The organism is Bradyrhizobium sp. 61 (assembly GCF_023073075.1).
GTDB classification, from domain to species: Bacteria; Pseudomonadota; Alphaproteobacteria; order Rhizobiales; family Xanthobacteraceae; genus Bradyrhizobium; species Bradyrhizobium barranii.
Genome location: NZ_JADPIU010000072.1, coordinates 76865 through 95856, shown reverse-complemented (window position 1 = coordinate 95856; position 18992 = coordinate 76865). Strand labels below are relative to the sequence as shown.

Sequence of the window (18992 nt, the reverse complement as noted above, 5' to 3'; positions counted from 1 at the left end):
CCACAACCTCGTCAAGCTCGGCAACCTCGCCAGTACCGCATGAGCGGGCTATCGTAATGAAATCTAACCAGCCAAAACGATAACTGGACGGGCTCCTAGCGGACAAGTTGATCATTTCCCGAGTGATTGCAGCGTGCGCGGATTAACCACGATCACACGTGCGGCGTTCTCAGGGGTATTGTTGGAGCGCGCGCAGGCCTACCTGCATGGCAGGAGCACGGCCATGAAGCGTTTGATCTTTGCAGGTGTATTGCTGCTCGCGTCGGGCTCGGTGAGCCTCGCCGACGGCTTGTTCTGGGTGGTCGGCAATCGCGCCACGGGCAAATGCAACATCGTAACCAGCAATCCCGTGATCATCGGCGACATCTGGTTCGGCGACGGTCCCTACAAGTCTAGGGCCGATGCCAAGCTTGCCCGTTCGACGATCCGCGCCTGCCCTGCGGTCACACCCGACGAGGAAAAGGACGAGGACGGAACGAACTAGCCTGCACTTAGTGCAGGACGCTACCGGCGCGCTCGACAAGGCCGTGATCGGCGGCCGCGGCGTAAGCCTTTGCAAGCTCCGTCTCGAGATGCTCGTTGATCAGAAGCAGTGCCCGCACTGCACCGCGCAGGTCACCGTTGCAGCTCGCCACGATCTCGTCGATCGCAGTGTCTTTGGATCTGAAGCTCATCGACATTCTCCGGTTCAAATCAGGACACATCCTGCCGGCCTTCCCGCATCCCCTTGGAGTTTGCGAGGAGGATCGGCGCCCACCCGCGCCTAGATGGCGGAACCGACCGTGGCGATTATATGGAAGCCGCGATGACGACTGCATGAAGCTGGTCCGAGGCTTGCGCGCTGCGGGGAATGCCATTGATTTTATTGCCTTTTTTCATGCTCGAATTATGCACATATCCACAGCCCCGGCTTTTCAAGTGGAGCGCCGGGTTCCACGGAGCGAAACTGCCGCCCGCTAGTCTCGTAACTGCCAGGTGCCCTGGATCGTCTGGATTCTCTCCATGATCGTGATGTCAGTCGTGACCGCGCTGGTGCTGCTGGCGCTGGCCACGCAGGCCGGCGTCCTCGCCGTGCAACGCGCCTTTCCGCCTCAGGGCCGGATGGTCGAGGTCGACGGCGCTGTGCTTCATGTCGTCGATATCGGTCCGCGCGGTTCAGGCATGCCGATCGTGATGCTGCATGGCGCGAGCTCCAATCTCGAAGCGATGCGGCGTCCGCTCGGCGACCTCCTGGCCAAAGACCATCGCGTCATTTTGATCGACCGTCCCGGTCACGGCTGGAGCACGCGGATGCGGCGGCAGGATTCGACGCCAGAGATCCAGGCCCGGATGATTGACGAGGCGCTTCGTAAGCTCGGGATCGATCGCGCGGTCTTCGTCGTGCATTCCTGGAGCGGTGCGCTCGGCGCGCGGATCGCGCTCGATCATCCCGGCCGCGTCGCCGGTCTTGTCATGCTGGCGCCGGTGACCCATCCCTGGCGCGGCGGCGTCGGCCGCTACAACGAGATCATCGCAACGCCGGTGATCGGCCCGCTGCTCGCCTACACCATCACGTTGCCGATGGGGTATTTCGTTGCCGAGGCCGGCGCGCGCAGCGTCTTCCTGCCGCAGACCATGCCGGATGGTTTCGTGCAGGACTCCGCGACGCCGCTGCTGCTGCGCCCGCGCGAGTTCATCGCCAATGCCTATGATTTGGTGACGCTGAAGGAAGCGGTGACGGCGCAGGCTGCGCGTTACGGAGAGATCAAGGCGCCGGTCACGATCATCGCTGGCGAGCCCGACAAGACGGTGAAGACCGCCATCCACGCGCGTCCCTTCGCCGCGATGGTGCCGGGTGCAAAGCTGATCGTGCTGCCCGATCTCGGCCACATGGTGCAGAACGCTGTGCCGGATCTGGTGAAGACGGAGATCGAGACGATGATCGGTCAAATCGTCCCGGCGCAGGCGGCCGCCCACTAGCGGCCGCCGTTCACGCGCTTACTGCTTGATTTTCCCGTCCTTGTCGAACTGCGCGACGAAGGCCCAGAGATTGTTGATCTCGTTCTCGTTCTTGATGCCGGCGAACGCCATCTTGGTGCCGGGGATCTTGGCCTTGGGGTCCTTGATGTATTCCTTGAACGTGGCTTCGTCCCAGGTGATGCCGGAATTCTTGTTCGCATCCGAATAATTGTAGTCCGGCGCGGTGCCTGACTTGCGGCCGTTGAGGCCGTTGAGCTCGGGGCCGACCTTGTTCTTGGCGCCTTCGCCGATGGCGTGGCAGGCTAGGCATTTGTTGAACGACGATTTGCCGGCCGCAACATCCTGCGCCATCGCGGCGGGTGCGGTGGCAGTCATGGTGAGGATCATCAGTGCGCCAAAAGTCAGTTTTGTCATCGGGTGCTCTTCGTCTCTTCCCTGGTGGGTCTAGGCTGGTCGGTCTTGCCTGGTCGGCAAACGACGGACCCGCCGGTTTTGGCAGGCCCGCCCGGCTTGGACAAGCCGCGAAACCATGACAGGTTTCATGCTGTCCTACTTGTCCCAGAGCGAACTCGCCGAAGATGGCCGCTCCGACTTTCGGATGGCCTACCCAAACAGGCGCGGACGTGGTTGATTTGCCGCGATAATTTGATCGTGGGCTACGAGTCGGAAGGATATGTTATGGCCATCATGATGCCCGCGAGCGACCAGACCGTGCTGGCGCGCCGCGCTGAGATCGTGGCTGCATTGCGCGCAATCGTGCCCGGCGAGGGCGTGATCGACAGCGCCTCCGAGATGCGGGCCTACGAATCCGACGGGCTGACGGCCTATCGGCAACCGCCGATGGTCGTGGTGCTGCCCGACACCACCGAGCAGGTCTCGCTCGTCCTGAAATATTGTGCCGGGCAGGGGATCAAGGTGGTTCCGCGCGGCTCCGGCACTTCGCTGTCCGGGGGCGCGCTGCCGCTGGAAGATGGCGTGCTGCTCGGCCTCGGCAAGTTCAAGCGGATCCGCGAGATCGATTTCGACAACCGCGTCGTCGTCACCGAGCCCGGCGTCACCAATCTCGCCATCAGCCAGGCGGTCGCGCATGCCGGCTTCTACTACGCCCCCGATCCGTCCTCGCAGATCGCCTGCTCGATCGGCGGCAATGTCGCGGAGAATTCCGGCGGCGTGCACTGCCTGAAATACGGCATGACCACCAACAACGTGCTCGGTTGCGAGATTGTCCTGATGAGCGGCGAGATCCTGCGCATCGGCGGCAAGTCGGCGGAGCACACCGGCTACGACCTGATGGGCGTCATCACCGGCTCGGAAGGTCTGCTCGGGGTCATCACCGAGATCACGGTGCGCATCCTGCAAAAGCCGGAAACGGCGCGGGCGCTGATGGTCGGCTTCGCGCAGGTCGAGGCGGCCGGCGAATGCGTGGCGCGCATCATCGGCGCCGGCATCATTCCCGGCGGCATGGAGATGATGGACAAGCCGGCGATCCACGCAGCCGAGGCCTTCGTTCATGCCGGCTATCCGCTCGACGTCGAAGCGCTGCTCATCATCGAGCTCGACGGTCCCAAGATCGAGGTCGACGAGCTGATCACCCGCGTCGAGACCATTGCGAACGCTTGCGGCTCGACCACCTGCCAGATCTCGACCTCGGAAGCCGAGCGCAATTTGTTCTGGGCCGGCCGCAAAGCGGCGTTTCCGGCCGTTGGCCGCATCTCGCCCGATTATCTCTGCATGGACGGCACGATCCCGCGCGGCGCGCTGCCGAAGGCGCTGGCGCGCATCCGGGAGCTTTCGGAGAAGTACCAGCTCGGCTGCGCCAACGTGTTCCACGCCGGCGACGGCAATCTGCATCCGCTGATCCTCTACGATGCCAACAAGCCCGGCGAGATCGAGCGCGCCGAAGCCTTCGGCGCCGACATCCTGCGCGCCTGCGTCGAGTTCGGCGGCGTGCTCACCGGCGAGCACGGCGTCGGCATCGAGAAGCGCGACCTGATGCCCGACATGTTCACCGAGATCGACCTCAACCAGCAGCAGCGGCTGAAATGCGCCTTCGACGCGCAGGGCCTGCTCAATCCCGGAAAAGTGTTTCCGACCCTGCACCGCTGCGCCGAGCTCGGCCGCATGCATGTGCATGCCGGGAAGGTGGCATTCCCGGACATTCCGCGGTTCTGACGGTCGGATACGCGGCATGGCGGCGACATGGCGGACGTTCGGATCAGTGTGACGAAAGAAGCGCCGGGCAGGCCGCTGGCGAAGTCGCGCCTGCTCTTCATCGACAACATCCGCTGGTCGATGATCATTCTCGTGCTGAGCATGCACGCAGCCGACACCTACAGTCCGTTCGGCAATTGGTACTATGTCGACCGGCGGGAGACCGGCTTCGGCACGGCCCTCTTCTTCGGCATCTATCAGAGCTTCCTCCAGGCCTTCTTCATGGCCGCGCTATTCTTCATCGCCGGCTATTTCGCTGTCGGCGCCTTCGATCGGAAAGGACTTTCGAAATTTGCGCGTGATCGGCTGGTCAGGCTCGGCTTGCCGACTTTGCTCTACATGTTGGTGATCGGCCCGCTGACGCAGTATTTTCTGTCATGGACTTGGGGCAAGGGCGGTTTCGGCCATCAATGGCTGACCCATCTGATGGACGGCGAATGGCTTTCCGAGACGGGACCGATGTGGTTTTGCGCGGTGCTGCTGCTGGTCTCGCTCCTCTATGGCCTGATCCGCCAGACTGGATGGCGGGAGCCCAAGGTTGCGCTGTGCGGCACGGGGATTGTTCTGTTCGTTGCGGCCATGGCGGCACTCACCTTCGCCGTTCGCATTGCCATCCACGCCGATACCTCCGTGCTCAACGTTCACCCCGGCGATCTCCCGCAATACGCTCTCATGTTCGCAGCCGGCGCCGTCGGCTATCGCGGCAATTGGATGCTTGGGCTTGCCGCGCGCTCCTGTATCCGCTGGGGACTGCTCGCGCTGTCGCTCTCTGTGCCGCTGTTTGCAGCGCTCGTGCTGTTCGGGGGAGGCCTGCAGGGTGACACCGCGCTCTATGCAGGCGGCTTCAACTTCGTCAGTGCCGGGAAGTGCCTGTGGGAGGCGCTGGTCTGCGTCGGCATGGGTCTCTTGATGCTGGCCGTCTACCGCCGCTATTTCGACGCGCAAGGGCCGGTCGCCAAATGGCTCTCGGACAACGCCTTCGGCGTCTACCTGATCCATCCGCCGATCCTGGTCGGCTTTGCCCTGCTTCTGCACGCACTGCCGCTCTTCGCACTCACGAAGGCGCTCCTGCTGACCATGTTGGCCGCGATCGGCAGCTTGGCCGTCTCGGCATTGATCCTGCGCAGATCGCCGCTGCGCGCGATCATATAGTCGTATGCCGCGGTCCGGATCGAACCGCGGCATACGAGCTGGTGTTTACATGAGTGCGTATTGAGCCCGTTCGCGCTTCGCCAGCAGCGGCAGGGCTTCGCCGGCGATCCAGGTCTTGAAATGTGCGCTCTCCTGATGCGCCTTGAAAGCCGCCTCGTCGCGGAACAGCTCGTAGAACAGGAACTGGGCCGGATTGTCCTTGGCGCGCGAGATCAGGAACAGCTTGACGCCGTCCTCGCGCTGCGCCTCCGGAAGGAAGCGGTCGAGGATCGCGGCGACCTTGTCGGCCTCGCCGGGCTTCGCCTCCCATTGCGCGACGACGAGCAGGCCGCCGCCGTCGACGGCGTCGCTGAGGGATTTCTGCGTGGCATAGTGGTTCATGGTCCTTGCTCCTTGCTGCTGGGCTTGAGATGACGTCGCCGCCCATGGCGAGAGATAGATCGCCAGGACGGCTCCGAAGGCCCGGATCACCGACCTGCGGCTGAACGCTTCGTGGACGCGCGGCACCAGCCGCTGATGTGTCGATCGCATGCTTGTCTCCATCGGTTGGCCTCGATCGCGATCGGCGCAGCTTGTAGCGAGGGCCTGCCGGCTTTGGTTCGCCGCTGGTCGAAGTGTCGATGTCGTGAACGCTTCGATCATGATCGAAGCGTTGTGGTCGCCCGTGCAGGATCCCCGACTGCACCGGCGATGATCGCCGGCGTCACGCCGCATTTGATTTTGGCGGCGAATTTCGCTACCGCCTTTTCCCGTGGATACGCTCAGGGTCAGAGACGCCAAAGACGTCGAAGAGGTGGTGCGCGCGGCGATTGCCAACGAGCAGCCGCTCGAGATCATCGGTCATGGCAGCAAGCGCAGCATTGGCCACACGATGGCGACCAACGCCGTGCTCGACCTCTCCGCGCTGAATGCCGTCACCTCCTACGAACCCAACGAGCTGATCGTCACGCTCCAGGCCGGCGCCCCGCTGGCCGACGTGCTGTCGCTGATCGACGCCAAGAACCAGCAATTCGCCTTCGAGCCGATGAACACCGCGCCGCTGCTCGGCACGCCGGTATCAGGCACCATCGGCGGCATGATCGCGGCCGGCCTCGCCGGTCCGCGGCGGATCAAGGCGGGCGGGGCGCGCGATCACCTGCTCGGGGCCCACGCCGTCTCGGGTTTCGGCGACAGCTTCAAGACCGGCGGCAAGGTGGTGAAGAACGTCACCGGCTACGACCTCTGCAAGCTGCTGGCGGGGTCCTGGGGCACGCTGTCGGTGATGACCGAGGTGACGCTCAAGGTGATGCCGAAGCCCGAAGCGGAGCGGACGCTGCTGCTGCGCGGGCTCGACGATGCCGTCGCCAACAAGGCGATGACCGCGGCGCTCGGCTCGCCCTTCGACGTCTCCGCCGCCGCGCATCTGCCGAAATCGGCCTTCCGGGCGAAGACCGACGGGCTTGGCGACATCGCCAGCCAGGGCGAAGCGCTAACCGTGCTGCGGCTCGAGGGCATCACGGCGTCCGCCGCGCACCGCGCCGGCTCGCTGCGCGAATTGCTGGCGCCGTTCGGAACCGCGACGCTGGTCGAGGATGTGGCGTCCGCCGCATTGTGGGCCACGATCCGCGACGTCCTGCCGTTCGCGGCCGGCGGTGCAGTTGGGGCCTGGCCGGTGTGGCGGATCGTTTGTCCGCCGGCTTCCGGCGCGGCGCTCGGGACCCAACTGGCGCGCGAGACCGGCGGCGACATCATCTACGATTGGGGCGGCGGCCTGATCTGGGCCGCGCTGCCGCCGAAGGCCGACGCGCATGCCCCGGCCGTGCGCCAGCGCGCGGATGCGGTCGGCGGGCACGCCACGCTGATCCGGGCGGCCGAGGACGTCAGGCGCGGTGTCGACGTGTTCCATCCGCAGGCGCCCGGCATTGCCGCGCTGAGCGATCGGGTCCGCGCCAGTTTCGATCCGAAAACCATTCTCAACCGGGGGCGGCTGACGCGGAGCGCTGCGGCATGAAGACCGAATTCTCACTGGCGCAGCTCGCCGACCCCGACATCGCGGAAGCCGACAAGATCCTGCGCGCCTGCGTCCATTGCGGCTTCTGCACTGCAACCTGTCCGACCTATGTGCTGCTCGGCGACGAGCTCGATAGCCCGCGCGGCCGCATCTACCTGATCAAGGAGATGCTGGAGAAGGACCAGACCCCGACGGCCGAGGTGGTCAAGCATGTCGACCGCTGCCTGTCGTGTCTGTCCTGCATGACGACCTGCCCCTCAGGGGTGAACTACATGCACCTCGTCGACCAGGCCCGGGTTAGGATCGAGCAGCGCTATCAGCGGCCGCTGACGGAGCGGCTGTTGCGCCAGGTGCTGGCCTTTGTCCTGCCGAATCCGCAGCTCTTCCGCACCAGCATGTGGCTGGCGCGCCTCGCCCGTCCGCTTGCCGTATTCCTGCCGACGCCGCGGCCATCGGCGACGCCCGGCCTGATCCCGCGCCTCAAGGCCATGCTGGCGCTGGCGCCGAACCGTCTGCCGTCGCCTGGCCCGCTCCCGGGCAGCGTGTTCGCGGCACTCGGCAAGAAGCGCGGCCGGGTCGCGCTGTTGCAGGGCTGTGCCCAGCAGGTGTTGGCGCCGCGCATCAACCAGGCCGCCATCAGCCTCCTCACCCGCCACGGCATCGAGGTTGTCCTGGTCCGGGACGAGCAGTGCTGCGGCGCGCTGACCCATCATCTGGGCAACGACCAGGATGCATTGGCGCGGGCCCGCGCCAACATCGCGGCGTGGCGAAAGGAAGCGGCCGGCGAGGGGCTCGACGCCATCCTGGTGACGGCCTCCGGCTGCGGCACGGTGATCAAGGACTACGGCTATCTGCTGCGCGAGGACACGGCTTTCGCCGCCGATGCGGCGCAGGTGTCCGCGCTCGCCAAGGACATCACCGAATTCGTCGCCGGCCTCGAGCTCGCGACCACTACGCCACAGGACAATATCGTCGTCGCCTATCACTCCGCGTGTTCGTTGCAGCACGGGCAGAAAATCACGGGCCTTCCGAAAGAATTGCTTTCCAAGAATGGATTCGTGGTGAAAGATGTGCCGGAGAGCCATTTGTGTTGCGGCTCGGCGGGGACCTACAACATTCTCCAGCCCGAGCTTGCGGGCCGGTTGCGCGACCGCAAGGTCGCCAACATCGCAAGCGTCAAGCCGGACATGATTGCCGCGGGCAATATCGGCTGCATGGTGCAGATTGCCAGTGGCACGTCAGTTCCGGTCGTACACACGATTGAGCTTCTCGATTGGGCTACGGGCGGGTCGCGGCCGGCATTGAATGCCTCGAGCTAGCCTTCGTCCGGAGGTGACGGCTGAAGACGCCCGATCGACCATTGTTCGGCGGCAACAGGAGGACCACGATGGCGAAAGCGAAGAAGAAAAAAAGCAAGAAGGCCAAAAAGGCCAAGAAGGCTGTAGCGGCGAAGAAGACCGCGAAGAGGGCAGCCAAGAAGTCCGCGAAAAAGTCTGCCAAGAAGTCTGCGAAGAAATCTGCCAGGAAGGCCGCCCCGAAGAAGGCCGCCAAGAAGGCTGCGAAGAAGTCGGCCAAGAAGGCTGCCAAGCCGGCTGCACCGAAGAAGGCCGCAAAGAAAGCGGCGCCGAAGAAGGCGAAGGCAGCTCCTGCGCCGAAGCCCTCAGCGCCGGTGGCGGCTCCGGCTCCGGAGCCCGCCGCCGAGACAAGCTGGGCGATGCCTTCGTCTTCTGCGGAGCCGACGCCGGCTGAGGGGCAAGGTTAGGCCCCGAGGTAGGGTCCAAGTCAGGTCCAAGGTGAGGGCAAAGGCTGGGTCCATCCCGACGACAACGACCGACAACAGGAAGGCCGCAGCGGTGACGCTGCGGCCTTTTTGCATCGTCACAATGGTCGCGGTCGGGTTGTCGTTTCTCTTTCGTCAGTCCGATTCGTGTCACAGGCACCACTGCACCGGCGGCTCCCGTATTAATCCGGGCGGCTCTGTGCACTTTGGAATGCAAATAATGTGATCGAGAAGCAACACAGGCGGATAACCTTCTGTGGAATCGTCAGAACGCCCAAAAAGTCGGCAGATGCCCGTGATTTTTGCTTCACGGTTCGCATCCTCCCAGCCAGATTGTCGCGGTAACGAAATTTTGCAGTCAGGTCGTACGGCCCGGGGGGCTTCCGGGAAACCGACTGGGTGGAACTGGTGATGGGGATTGAAATGAAAAAAGTGGCTTTGTTGGCAACGGCGCTGGCAATGGTGACGGGTTCGGCTTTCGCGGCAGACATGCCGGTCAAGGCTCTGAAGGCCCCGCCGCCGCCCGCCTTTGACCCCTGGGATGTCGCCTTCGGCGCCGGCATCATGAGCGATTACATCTTCCGCGGCGTTACTCAGTCGAACCACAATCCGTCGGTCGCCGCCTATTTCGAGCCGCGCTACAACGTCAACAAGGACCTCCAGCTCTACGTCGGTGCGTCCGCGGAGAGCATCTCGTTCCCGAACCGCGCCGCGGCTGAAGTCGACATCTACGGCGGTATCCGCCCGACCTTCGGCATGTTCGCCTTCGACTTCGGTATCTGGGGCTACCTCTATCCGGGCGGAAGCTGCTTCGGTTCGCAGGGCACCCTCGCCCAGGGCAATTGCGGCACCGGCCTCGACAATTCGCAGGGCGCGATCGGCCTGCCGATCAACGGCAACTTCGCCAAGAAGGACGCAAGCTTCTACGAAGTCTATGCCAAGCTGAATCTCAACATCAATGATCAGTGGGTCGTTGGTTTCAACGAGTACTATTCGCCGAACTTCCTGAACCTCGGTGCCTGGGGCAACTACGCCTCGATCACCGCCAAGTGGACCGCGCCGAGCACCACGTTCGGTGCCAGCGGCGTCGGCATGTATGTGTCGGGTGAATTCGGCCGTCAGTGGCTCGGCACCTCCGACATCTTCTACGGCATTGCCGGCGACCCGCTGTACTCCAACGGCATCAAGGAGCCGAGCTACAACACCTGGAACGTCGGCGTCGGCTTCACCTACAAGGTGTTCACCCTCGATCTGCGCTACTACGACACCGACCTCTCGAAGGGCAACTGCAACGCCTTCACCAGCGATTTCTCGGCTACCAACTCCAGCCCCGGTTTCGTGACGCCCATCAATGGCGGCGCGAACGCGGCCACGGCGTTCGGCTCCAACTGGTGCAGCGCGGCCGGCGTCGCCAAGCTCTCGGTCGACCTGACGGCGATGACCAACCTGAAGTAAGTTTCTTCCCGAGACGACCTAACGAGGGCGGCAGAGCAATCTGCCGCCCTTTTGCTTTGGGCGTAGGGTCGTCTGTGAGAGCGCCCGGCCTGCTTGGTTCGGGACGCGCCGCAAGGGCGGCGCTCCCCACCATGAGGGTCCAGGATCTTGCCGCGAGGACAGACCTCATCGTGAAGAGCCCGCCGGAGGCGGGCGTCTCGAAGGATGGCTGCAACGAAGGTCCTATCGAGGTTAGCCTCAGGCTTGGTTGTGCCACCTCAGCTCGCCGCGGTCGGCTCCGCCTGGGCCGGCTCGCCGTCCTTGCCGAGAACGTGGATCTCGCCATCCTTCACCAACGCCACCTTGCGGGTGTGGAAGGCGTCGAGGGTCGAGCGGTGGCCGATCGAGACGATGGTGGCCTGCGGCAGCTTCTCCGCCAGCAGCCGGTACAGCCGGGCTTCCGATGGTTCGTCCAGCGACGCCGTGGCCTCGTCGAGGAACAGATAATCCGGCACGTGCAGCAGGGCGCGCGCGAGCCCCAGGCGCTGCTGCTCGCCGAGCGAGAGCGTCCTATTCCAATGACCGTCCTCGTCGAGTCGCTCGGCCAGCTTCGGCATGCCGACCGCAATGAGTGCGTCCCGGATTTTCTCCGGTGCGACGGCGCCATGTTCTGCCGGGTAGATGACCGCGTCGCCTAGCGGGCCGATCGGGAAGTAGGGGCGCTGCGGTAGCATCATCAGCTTCGATTTCCCGGGTATGGCGATGGTGCCGGTGCCGAACGGCCAGACGCCGGCGATGGCCCGGAAAAGCGTCGACTTGCCGGAGCCCGACGGCCCGGTCACCAAGACCCGCTCCGCCGGTTGGATCGTGAAGGCATCGGCTGCGACCAGAGGCGCACCGTTCGGTAGCTTCACGAGCAGCTGCTTGAGCGCGATCGCCGTCGTGCTGCCGGATGGTGCAAGGCCGATGGTCGGCTCATGCGTCGGCGGGTGTGCGGCCGAGGCCACCGACATCTCGAAGCCGTCGAGACGGGCGACGATCGCGCGCCATTCCGCCAGCGCCCGGTAGGCCACCACGAAGAACGACAGCGCACCCTGGACGCTCGAGAAGGCCGATGCCGTCTGCATCATGTCGCCGAGCTGGATCTTCTTGGCGAAGAAGGCTGGCGCCACCAGCACGTAGGGAAAGATCACGGCAGCCTGCTGATAGCTCGCCGTGAACGCGGTGAGGCGCTTGGTCCGGCTCATGATGGCGTACCAGTTGCCGATCACGAAGCCAAAGCGACGGAAGAGACCGCCGCGTTCGGCACCCTCGCCCTTGAGCAGCGCGATCTGCTCGGAATTCTCGCGGACGCGGACGAGGTTGAAGCGGAAGTCGGCCTCATAGCGCTGCTGCTCGAAATTGAGATTGACCAGCGGGGCGCCGATCCAGTGCGTCAACGCGGTGCCGAAGATCGCGTAGATCAGCGCGCCCCAGCACAGATAGCCGGGGATCATGAGATCGGTGCCGAACAGGTGCAGCGGCGCGGCATTGGACAGGCCCCAGAGGATGATCACGAAGGAGAACAGCGTCACGATCGCCGACAGCAGGCCGAGCCCGATCGTCAGGGTCTGCTCGACGAAGTTCTTGACGTCGTCGGTGATGCGCTGGTCCGGGTTGTCGGCCGCATCGCCCTTGAGCTGCATGCGGTAATGCGTCGAGCCGTCGAGCCATTCGCGGAGATAGTGTTGGGTGAGCCACTGCCGCCAGCGGATCTGGAGCCACTGGTTCAGGTACAGCTTGTAGACCGCCAGCGCGATCGCCGTGAAGGCGAGACCGATGAAGATCCAGATCTGCGTGACGAAGGCGTCCCAGTCGCTGTTCTGGAGCGCGCTGTAGAACCGGTTCTGCCACTGGTTCACCAGCACGTCGATCGCGACCAGCGCCAGCTCGATTGCGATCACGGCGGCGAGCAGGCCGCAGCCGGCCCACTTGTCCTCCGAGCGGAAATAGGGGACGGCGATTCGCCAGACGATCGCGAGCGTGGCGCTGATGTTCTTCACAGAGCTCTGTCTCCTGAGGGGATGTGCACAACGGCCATAGGCCAAATGGCTGTGGCAACGGCAGAAAGCGCTTAGACTAAAGTCGCAAGTTCAGCAATTTGCGTTGGCTTGTCGCAGCTTGCAACCCTAGCATGGGTACAACGGCGCGGGGTGGGGGCCTCCGGGACTTCGCGGGCTTGTGAGCGGACGGGAACCGCCGCACTCGCGAGGAATTCGCGTCCAGCTCGGGGGTTATCGCTTCCAGCGTCAAGCAGGCTCGGCTGTCCACGCGGGCCGCCTGCCGCAACAGGCGTGGGGGAGGAAGACCATGTGGAATCAAGTCTATGACCCGCTGCACAGTCCGGTGCTGTCGACGATCGCCGCGGCAATACCCGTCGTCACGCTGCTGATCCTGATCGCGAGCGGTCGCGTCCAGGCCCACATCGCGGCGATCATCGCCGTGATCGTGGCCAACCTGATCACGATCTTCGTGTTCACCATGCCGGCGAACATGTCGATCCGCGCCTCGATCCTCGGCATCGTGACCGGCTTCTTCCCGATCGGCTGGATCGTTCTCAACGTCATCTTCCTCTACCAGGTGACGGTCACCACCGGGCGCTTCGAACTTTTGAAGCGCGCGGTCGGCGGCGTCACCGAGGACCGGCGGCTGCAATTGCTGCTGATCGCGTTCTCCTTCGGCGCCTTCTTCGAGGGAGCCTCGGGCTTCGGCACGCCGGTCGCCATCACGGGCGCCGTGCTGATCGGGCTCGGCTTCTCGCCTCTCGCGGCCTCCGGCCTGTCGCTGATCGCCAATACCGCGCCGGTCGCTTTTGGCGCGCTGGGCACACCGATCCAGGGTCTTGCCTCCGTCACCGGGCTTGATCCCTACATCCTTGGCGCGATGGTCGGACGGCAGTTGCCGATCTTCTCTCTGATCGTGCCGTTCTGGGTGGTGTGGGCGTTTGCGGGCTGGAAGGGCATGAAGGACGTCTGGCCGGCAATCCTGGTCACCGGCGTGTCGTTCGCGGTCCCGCAATTCGTGATCTCGAACTTCATCAATCCCTGGATCGTCGACATCGGGGCGTCGCTGATCTCGATGGGCGCGCTGATCCTGTTCCTGAAGGTCTGGCAACCGAGGCAGCTCTGGCTGTCGCCGGCGCTGCGCGGCCGCGATGAATCGGCCGCCACGATGGCCGCGGCCAAGCCGCTCGACAAGACGCCGCTGACGCAGAGCGAGCTGTTCAGCGCGCTGCTGCCGTGGATCATCGTCTGCATCGTGATGCTGGTCTGGGGCAATGGCGGCTTCAAGACCTGGGCGAACTCGATCTTCACCTGGAACTATCCCGTTCCCGAGCTGCATCAGATGATCAACAAGATGCCGCCGGTCGCGCCAGGGCCGACCAAAGAGAGCGCGGTGTTCGGCTTCACCTACCTGTCCTTCACCGGCACAGGCATGCTGATTGCCGCGATCATCTCCGGCTTCCTGATGGGTGTCGGTCCCGGCAGGCTGCTGATCCAATACGGCCGCACCATCCGGCTCTGCGCGATCTCGCTGATCACGATCTCGGCGATGCTCGCAATCGGGACGCTGACGCGGCTCTCCGGCGTCGACGCAACGCTCGGCCTCGCCTTTGCCGCAACGGGCGTGCTCTATCCCTTCTTCGGCACGCTGCTCGGTTGGCTCGGCGTGGCGCTGACGGGGTCGGACACCGCCTCCAACGTGCTGTTCGGAAACCTCCAGAAGATCACGTCCGAGCAGCTCGGCCTGTCGCCGATCCTGATGGCCGCGGCCAACTCGTCCGGCGGCGTGATGGGCAAGATGATCGACGCGCAATCGATCGTGGTCGCCTCCACTGCCACCAACTGGTACGGCCATGAGGGCACGATCCTGCGCTTCGTATTCTGGCACTCGATCGTGCTGGCCTCCCTAGTCGGCCTGTTCGTGACGTTGCAGGCCTATGTCTGGCCGTTCACGGCGATGGTGCTGAAGTAGCAGGCCACGTCTCGCTTCAACGCAAATCCCCGCAGGGCTTCGCCTTGCGGGGATTTTTGCATCTGATGCATGATCCGGAAAAGTGCGAAGCGGTTTTCCGAAAAAATCATGCTCAAACAACAACCTGAAGCGCGATGACGATTCATCCCAATCTCATCGCGCTTTAGCGTCCGCGAACCTTCTCAACTGCGTCGCCGTCTTATAGAAGGTGCCGCAAATCAGGTCGGTCGAGAGGTCTCATGGTTTCGCTAAAGCAGATGGCGTGTTTGGCGGTTGCAATGCTCGCGATGTCCACGCTCGCGCGTGCAGAGGACGGTTTTCCGTTCGGTACCGAGATGACGCTGGAGGCCCTGCCGCAGCCGGGCTCGAAGCGGATTCCGAACATCGAGATCGGCGACAATGGCGAAGTCGTGCTGGAGCTCTGGTGCAAGGGCGGCAAGGGCCAGTTCTCGGTCGCCGGCAACACGGTGATCTTCATGCCCGGCCAGATCCAGGATCGTTCCTGCCCGCCGGCCAGAGCGCAGGCCGACGACGAGCTCGTCGCGGCGCTGGGCAGCGTCGAGACCTGGAAGCGCCAGGGCGACGTGCTGACGCTGATCGGTCCCAAGCCGCTGCGCTTCAGGACGACGGGGAATTAGGTCTCGTGTCCCGGATGCGCTGCAGCGTGCAACGCTGCTGCGCAGAGCCGGGACCCAGACTCGATCGGCGACTTCGCTTGCGGCCTCTGGGCCCCGGCTCTGCAGCGCATCACTGACGTGCTGCGCTGCGTCCGGGGCACGAGAGTCTACTTCCACACCGACTTGTCGGCGTCCCAGCGCTGGCCTTTCAGCTCTTTCGCGAGGGCCTCGACTGAGCCGTTGTCGTCGGGCTGATCGCCCTCCTCGTCGGCCGAAGCGTCATCCGAGAGATTGAGCTTGGCGCCGCTGCTCTCATCGGCGGTCGTGGTCGAGGGGCTGCCGATCCACAGCATCAGTTTGTCGGTCGTGCCGGGCTTGTCGGGCGAGATGAGGCCTGCAACCTCGATCGTGTCGGTGAGCTCGAGTGCCGGAAAATCCTGGTTCGGCCGCTTGAAGACGAGCTTGAGCTTGCCGGTGGCCGGGTTGAAGCTGTGCGAGACCTGCTTTGCCGCAAGCGTCCGGCTCAGCACGCCGGCGACGGCTGAGGCGAGCTTGTCACGGCTGATCTTGTCGCCGTCGCGCCAATCGGCCGCGGGAAAGCGGATGGTGCGGTCCATCTCGGTCATGCCCGCGGTCCAGCCCGCCGCGGTGACGCCGGGCATCGCCTTGAACTTCGCCAGCAGCGCGCCGGCGCGTTCCGGATCGACCGACATGTTGATGGTCTGCTCGCCGGCACGCAGCGCGTCGCAGCCGACGGTCAGGCTCGCCAGCGTCACCTCGACGTCCTGGCCCTTCAGGCTCTTCAGGAACTCGGTCGCCGCATCCAGCTTGACCTTGACCGCGATCGCTTCCGGAGAGACGTCGGTGAAATCCTTCGGCTGCGGCGTGATGCCGTCGTCGGAGGTCTGGTTGTCCTGAAATTCCTTCTCGCTGAGATCGGAATTGTCGGGCGAGGTGACCTCGGTCACGGCCTGGCCGATCGCGATCTGGCCGCGGAACTCGAACGTGTCGCCGGATTGTTTGCGCAGCAGCTTGACGGTGACGGGCGCCTTCTCGCCGAGGCTCTGCGTCGTGCCCGTCAGGTTCTGGCCCGCGACCTGGAGATTGACGACGAAGCGGTCCTTGCGGTCGGAATTCTTTGCGACGGGATAGCAGACGTCGAGCACGGCCGCCGTCACCGTCTTGCCCTGCCGCGTCTCCTTCAGGATCACGTCGGCATTGCCGTCCATCAGGCCGTCGATCGAGGTGAAATAGCGGGTCTCCGTCCCGCCCGGCGCCGTGGCCTTCGGCGACAGCTTCATCTGGGCCGATGCGACATCGGGCGAGACGGCAAGCAGGGCCGCCAAAAGGGCTGTCGAACAAACCAGAAGCGCACGCATCGATGAATCCTCGCGCAATCGAATCGGCGCGCCACCGTAGTGGGTTTTGGCCGCCGGTTGAATTGGAAAGCAGAAGGGGCAGGGTCGGCAAAAAAGAAGGCCGCCCGGAGGCGGCCTTCGCAACATTGTAACGGAACGGAGGCTTAGAAGCCGCCCATGCCGCCGCCGCCCGGCATGGCGGGCGGAGCTTCCTTCTTCGGCGTTTCGGCGACCATGGCCTCGGTGGTCACCAGCAGGCCGGCCACGGACGAGGCGTCCTGCAGCGCGGTGCGGACCACCTTGGCGGGATCGATGATGCCCTTCTCGACCATGTCGACATAGTCCTCGTTCTGGGCGTCGAAGCCGAAGGTCTCGGACTTGTTCTCCAGGATCTTGCCGACCACGATCGAGCCTTCCACGCCCGCGTTCTCGGAGATCTGACGGATCGGGGCTTCCAGCGCCTTCAGCACGATGTTGATGCCGGCCTGGACGTCGGCATTGGCGTTGGTGAGACGGCCCACCGCCTTCTTGGCCCGCAGCAGCGCGACGCCGCCGCCGGGGACGATGCCTTCCTGCACCGCGGCGCGGGTGGCGTTGAGCGCGTCCTCGACGCGGTCCTTCTTCTCCTTGACCTCGATCTCGGTCGCGCCGCCGACGCGGATCACCGCGACGCCGCCGGCGAGCTTGGCGAGGCGCTCCTGGAGCTTCTCACGGTCGTAGTCCGAGGTGGTTTCCTCGATCTGGGCCTTGATCTGGCCGACGCGGGCCTCGATCTCCGGCTTCTTGCCGGCGCCCTTGACGATCGTGGTGTTCTCCTTGTCGATCACGACCTTGCCGGCGCGACCGAGCATCTTCACCGTGACGTTCTCGAGCTTCATGCCGAGGTCCTCAGAGATGAGCTGGCCGCCGGTGAGGATCGCGAGGTCCTCGAGCATGGCCTTGCGGCGGTCGCCGAAGCCCGGCGCCTTGACGGCGGCGACCTTCAGGCCGCCACGCAGGCGGTTGACGACCAGGGTGGCCAGCGCCTCGCCCTCGACGTCCTCGGCGATGATGACGAGCGGCTTGCCCGACTGCACCACGGCTTCCAGCACCGGCAGCATGGCCTGCAGGCCGGACAGCTTCTTCTCGTGCAGGAGGATGTAGGCGTCCTCGAGCTCGGCGGTCATCTTCTCGGGGTTGGTGACGAAGTAGGGCGACAGATAGCCGCGGTCGAACTTCATGCCCTCGACGATGTCGACCTCGGTGTCGAGCGACTTGTTCTCCTCGACGGTGATGACGCCCTCGTTGCCGACCTTCTGCATTGCCTGGGCGATCATCTTGCCGATGGCGGCATCGCCGTTGGCCGAGATGGTGCCGACCTGGGCGACCTCGGAGGAGGCGGCGACCGGCTTGGCGCGCTTCTCGATGTCCTTGATGACAGCCGTAACCGCGGTGTCGATGCCGCGCTTGAGGTCCATCGGGTTCATGCCGGCGGCAACCGCCTTGGCGCCTTCGCGCACGATGGCCTGGGCCAGCACGGTCGCGGTGGTGGTGCCGTCGCCCGCGGTGTCGTTGGTCTTGGAGGCGACTTCGCGCAGCATCTGCGCGCCCATGTTCTCGAACTTGTCCTCGAGCTCGATCTCCTTGGCGACGGTGACGCCGTCCTTGGTGATGCGGGGTGCGCCGAAGCTCTTCTCGATGACGACGTTGCGGCCCTTCGGACCGAGCGTCACCTTGACGGCGTTGGCGAGAATGTCGACGCCGCGCAGCATGCGTTCGCGCGCGTCTCCGGAAAACTTGACGTCTTTGGCAGCCATTTCTTCAATCCCTCGTGTTTCGTGACGTGTCTACCGCTTGCGGAATGACCGAATGCCCGGATCGCGCGATCCGGGCATGACATTCAGCGGCTGTTCAGGCTGACGGCCTTAGGCCATGACGCCCATGATGTCCGACTCCTTCATGATCAGGAGCTCTTCGTTGTCGATCTTGACCTCGGTGCCCGACCACTTGCCGAACAGCACGCGGTCGCCGACCTTGAGGTCGATCGGGATCAGCTTGCCGGCCTCGTCGCGGCCGCCGGGGCCGACGGCGACGACCTCGCCCTGGGACGGCTTTTCCTTGGCGGTGTCCGGAATGATGATGCCGCCCTTGGTCTTTTCCTCGGCGTCGATACGTTTGACCACGACGCGGTCATGCAGCGGACGAAATTTGGATTTAGCCATGACGTTTCCCTTTGGAGGCTCGCTTCGGAAGGAATGGAAGTGGGTAGGGGCGGCGTCCGTCCACCCTCTTGCCGAGGATCGAACGGCGCGCTTAGCAATCGGGCTTTCCGAGTGCTAATAGTGCGCCCGGAAATATGGCTTGGCCGCGATCCTGTCAAGCAAGGGTGGTTAAGCGATTGGTGAGGCGGATATAGGATCGTGTCTGGAGAAACTTATTGGTCGCGCTGGCGTATAAAGGACGTCATTGCTCCGACAGCGGTTTTGCGCTTGGCTGCA

At 64.3% G+C, this 18992-nt stretch carries 18 protein-coding genes; 10 read left to right on the top strand and 8 right to left on the bottom strand.

Annotated features, from left to right (window positions below; genetic code table 11):
- The first annotated feature begins 223 nt into the window (after positions 1–223).
- Complete coding sequence (locus tag IVB46_RS27805) at positions 224–484, top strand: hypothetical protein (RefSeq protein ID WP_028147974.1); 261 nt, start codon at positions 224–226, stop codon at positions 482–484.
- A gap of 7 nt (positions 485–491) precedes the next feature.
- Here the strand turns inward: IVB46_RS27805 and IVB46_RS27800 are convergent, their stop codons facing one another.
- On the bottom strand, positions 492–674 hold the full coding sequence (locus IVB46_RS27800; RefSeq protein ID WP_063986707.1) for a hypothetical protein: 183 nt from the start codon (positions 672–674) through the stop codon (positions 492–494).
- Positions 675–1002: 328 nt separating this feature from the next.
- Here IVB46_RS27800 and IVB46_RS27795 point away from each other — a divergent pair, with 328 nt between their 5' ends.
- Positions 1003–1959 (top strand): alpha/beta hydrolase, encoded by a 957-nt coding sequence (locus IVB46_RS27795; protein ID WP_247315564.1) that lies wholly within the window; start codon positions 1003–1005, stop codon positions 1957–1959.
- A gap of 18 nt (positions 1960–1977) precedes the next feature.
- On the opposite strand, the gene cycA is transcribed toward IVB46_RS27795, so the two are convergent.
- Positions 1978–2373, bottom strand: a complete 396-nt coding sequence (cycA, locus tag IVB46_RS27790; RefSeq protein ID WP_247315563.1) for a cytochrome c-550 CycA — start codon at positions 2371–2373, stop codon at positions 1978–1980.
- A 264-nt stretch (positions 2374–2637) separates the two neighbouring features.
- Between cycA and IVB46_RS27785 the strand changes: the two genes are divergently transcribed.
- Complete coding sequence (locus tag IVB46_RS27785; protein WP_247315560.1) at positions 2638–4131, top strand: FAD-linked oxidase C-terminal domain-containing protein; 1494 nt, start codon at positions 2638–2640, stop codon at positions 4129–4131.
- Between the two features lie 27 nt (positions 4132–4158).
- A complete protein-coding gene (locus IVB46_RS27780) occupies positions 4159–5322 on the top strand; it encodes an acyltransferase family protein (RefSeq protein WP_247315557.1) in 1164 nt (387 codons plus the stop codon).
- A 45-nt stretch (positions 5323–5367) separates the two neighbouring features.
- On the opposite strand, the gene IVB46_RS27775 is transcribed toward IVB46_RS27780, so the two are convergent.
- Positions 5368–5853, bottom strand: a complete 486-nt coding sequence (locus IVB46_RS27775) for a putative quinol monooxygenase (RefSeq protein ID WP_247315554.1) — start codon at positions 5851–5853, stop codon at positions 5368–5370.
- A 220-nt stretch (positions 5854–6073) separates the two neighbouring features.
- Here IVB46_RS27775 and IVB46_RS27770 point away from each other — a divergent pair, with 220 nt between their 5' ends.
- From IVB46_RS27770 to IVB46_RS27760, 3 genes are all read left to right on the top strand, one after another.
- Positions 6074–7312 carry an FAD-binding protein gene (locus IVB46_RS27770; protein ID WP_247315552.1) on the top strand — a complete coding sequence of 413 codons (1239 nt, stop codon included), beginning with the start codon at positions 6074–6076 and terminating at the stop codon, positions 7310–7312.
- Positions 7309–8631 carry a glycolate oxidase subunit GlcF gene (glcF, locus tag IVB46_RS27765; protein ID WP_247315548.1) on the top strand — a complete coding sequence of 441 codons (1323 nt, stop codon included), beginning with the start codon at positions 7309–7311 and terminating at the stop codon, positions 8629–8631. Before IVB46_RS27770 ends, glcF begins: the two co-directional genes overlap by 4 nt.
- Before the next feature lie 68 nt (positions 8632–8699).
- The gene (locus IVB46_RS27760) at positions 8700–9074 is read left to right on the top strand and encodes a histone (RefSeq protein WP_071909499.1); all 375 of its coding nucleotides are present in this window, start codon (positions 8700–8702) and stop codon (positions 9072–9074) included.
- 200 nt (positions 9075–9274) lie between these two features.
- Here IVB46_RS27760 and IVB46_RS27755 read toward each other — a convergent pair whose 3' ends face one another.
- Positions 9275–9583, bottom strand: a complete 309-nt coding sequence (locus tag IVB46_RS27755; protein ID WP_247315896.1) for a hypothetical protein — start codon at positions 9581–9583, stop codon at positions 9275–9277.
- Here IVB46_RS27755 and IVB46_RS27750 point away from each other — a divergent pair.
- On the top strand, positions 9516–10547 hold the full coding sequence (locus IVB46_RS27750) for a TorF family putative porin (RefSeq protein WP_071909500.1): 1032 nt from the start codon (positions 9516–9518) through the stop codon (positions 10545–10547). The genes IVB46_RS27755 and IVB46_RS27750 overlap by 68 nt on opposite strands.
- Before the next feature lie 257 nt (positions 10548–10804).
- Here IVB46_RS27750 and IVB46_RS27745 read toward each other — a convergent pair whose 3' ends face one another.
- A complete protein-coding gene (locus IVB46_RS27745; RefSeq protein ID WP_085403379.1) occupies positions 10805–12568 on the bottom strand; it encodes an ABC transporter ATP-binding protein/permease in 1764 nt (587 codons plus the stop codon).
- A gap of 307 nt (positions 12569–12875) precedes the next feature.
- Between IVB46_RS27745 and IVB46_RS27740 the strand changes: the two genes are divergently transcribed.
- Complete coding sequence (locus IVB46_RS27740; RefSeq protein ID WP_063985630.1) at positions 12876–14540, top strand: L-lactate permease; 1665 nt, start codon at positions 12876–12878, stop codon at positions 14538–14540.
- A 239-nt stretch (positions 14541–14779) separates the two neighbouring features.
- Positions 14780–15178 carry an META domain-containing protein gene (locus IVB46_RS27735; protein ID WP_247315545.1) on the top strand — a complete coding sequence of 133 codons (399 nt, stop codon included), beginning with the start codon at positions 14780–14782 and terminating at the stop codon, positions 15176–15178.
- 146 nt (positions 15179–15324) lie between these two features.
- Here IVB46_RS27735 and IVB46_RS27730 read toward each other — a convergent pair whose 3' ends face one another.
- The 3 genes from IVB46_RS27730 to IVB46_RS27720 form a co-directional block, all read right to left on the bottom strand.
- Complete coding sequence (locus IVB46_RS27730) at positions 15325–16536, bottom strand: hypothetical protein (protein ID WP_247315543.1); 1212 nt, start codon at positions 16534–16536, stop codon at positions 15325–15327.
- A gap of 143 nt (positions 16537–16679) precedes the next feature.
- Positions 16680–18311 (bottom strand): chaperonin GroEL, encoded by a 1632-nt coding sequence (gene groL / locus IVB46_RS27725; RefSeq protein WP_038942497.1) that lies wholly within the window; start codon positions 18309–18311, stop codon positions 16680–16682.
- A 108-nt stretch (positions 18312–18419) separates the two neighbouring features.
- Complete coding sequence (locus tag IVB46_RS27720) at positions 18420–18716, bottom strand: co-chaperone GroES (protein ID WP_014491914.1); 297 nt, start codon at positions 18714–18716, stop codon at positions 18420–18422.
- Positions 18717–18992: the final 276 nt, after the last annotated feature.

Excerpts from the sequence above, each read along its gene's own strand:
- IVB46_RS27805 (WP_028147974.1), top strand. The coding sequence starts at position 224 with ATGAAGCGTTTGATCTTTGCAGGTGTATTGCTGCTCGCGTCGGGCTCG.
- IVB46_RS27800 (WP_063986707.1), bottom strand. The coding sequence starts at position 674 with ATGAGCTTCAGATCCAAAGACACTGCGATCGACGAGATCGTGGCGAGC.
- IVB46_RS27795 (WP_247315564.1), top strand. The coding sequence starts at position 1,003 with ATGATCGTGATGTCAGTCGTGACCGCGCTGGTGCTGCTGGCGCTGGCC.
- cycA (WP_247315563.1), bottom strand. The coding sequence starts at position 2,373 with ATGACAAAACTGACTTTTGGCGCACTGATGATCCTCACCATGACTGCC.
- IVB46_RS27785 (WP_247315560.1), top strand. The coding sequence starts at position 2,638 with ATGGCCATCATGATGCCCGCGAGCGACCAGACCGTGCTGGCGCGCCGC.
- IVB46_RS27780 (WP_247315557.1), top strand. The coding sequence starts at position 4,159 with ATGGCGGACGTTCGGATCAGTGTGACGAAAGAAGCGCCGGGCAGGCCG.
- IVB46_RS27775 (WP_247315554.1), bottom strand. The coding sequence starts at position 5,853 with ATGCGATCGACACATCAGCGGCTGGTGCCGCGCGTCCACGAAGCGTTC.
- glcF (WP_247315548.1), top strand. The coding sequence starts at position 7,309 with ATGAAGACCGAATTCTCACTGGCGCAGCTCGCCGACCCCGACATCGCG.
- IVB46_RS27760 (WP_071909499.1), top strand. The coding sequence starts at position 8,700 with ATGGCGAAAGCGAAGAAGAAAAAAAGCAAGAAGGCCAAAAAGGCCAAG.
- IVB46_RS27750 (WP_071909500.1), top strand. The coding sequence starts at position 9,516 with ATGAAAAAAGTGGCTTTGTTGGCAACGGCGCTGGCAATGGTGACGGGT.
- IVB46_RS27755 (WP_247315896.1), bottom strand. The coding sequence starts at position 9,583 with ATGTCTGCCGCGAAAGCCGAACCCGTCACCATTGCCAGCGCCGTTGCC.
- IVB46_RS27740 (WP_063985630.1), top strand. The coding sequence starts at position 12,876 with ATGTGGAATCAAGTCTATGACCCGCTGCACAGTCCGGTGCTGTCGACG.
- IVB46_RS27735 (WP_247315545.1), top strand. The coding sequence starts at position 14,780 with ATGGTTTCGCTAAAGCAGATGGCGTGTTTGGCGGTTGCAATGCTCGCG.
- IVB46_RS27730 (WP_247315543.1), bottom strand. The coding sequence starts at position 16,536 with ATGCGTGCGCTTCTGGTTTGTTCGACAGCCCTTTTGGCGGCCCTGCTT.
- groL (WP_038942497.1), bottom strand. The coding sequence starts at position 18,311 with ATGGCTGCCAAAGACGTCAAGTTTTCCGGAGACGCGCGCGAACGCATG.
- IVB46_RS27720 (WP_014491914.1), bottom strand. The coding sequence starts at position 18,716 with ATGGCTAAATCCAAATTTCGTCCGCTGCATGACCGCGTCGTGGTCAAA.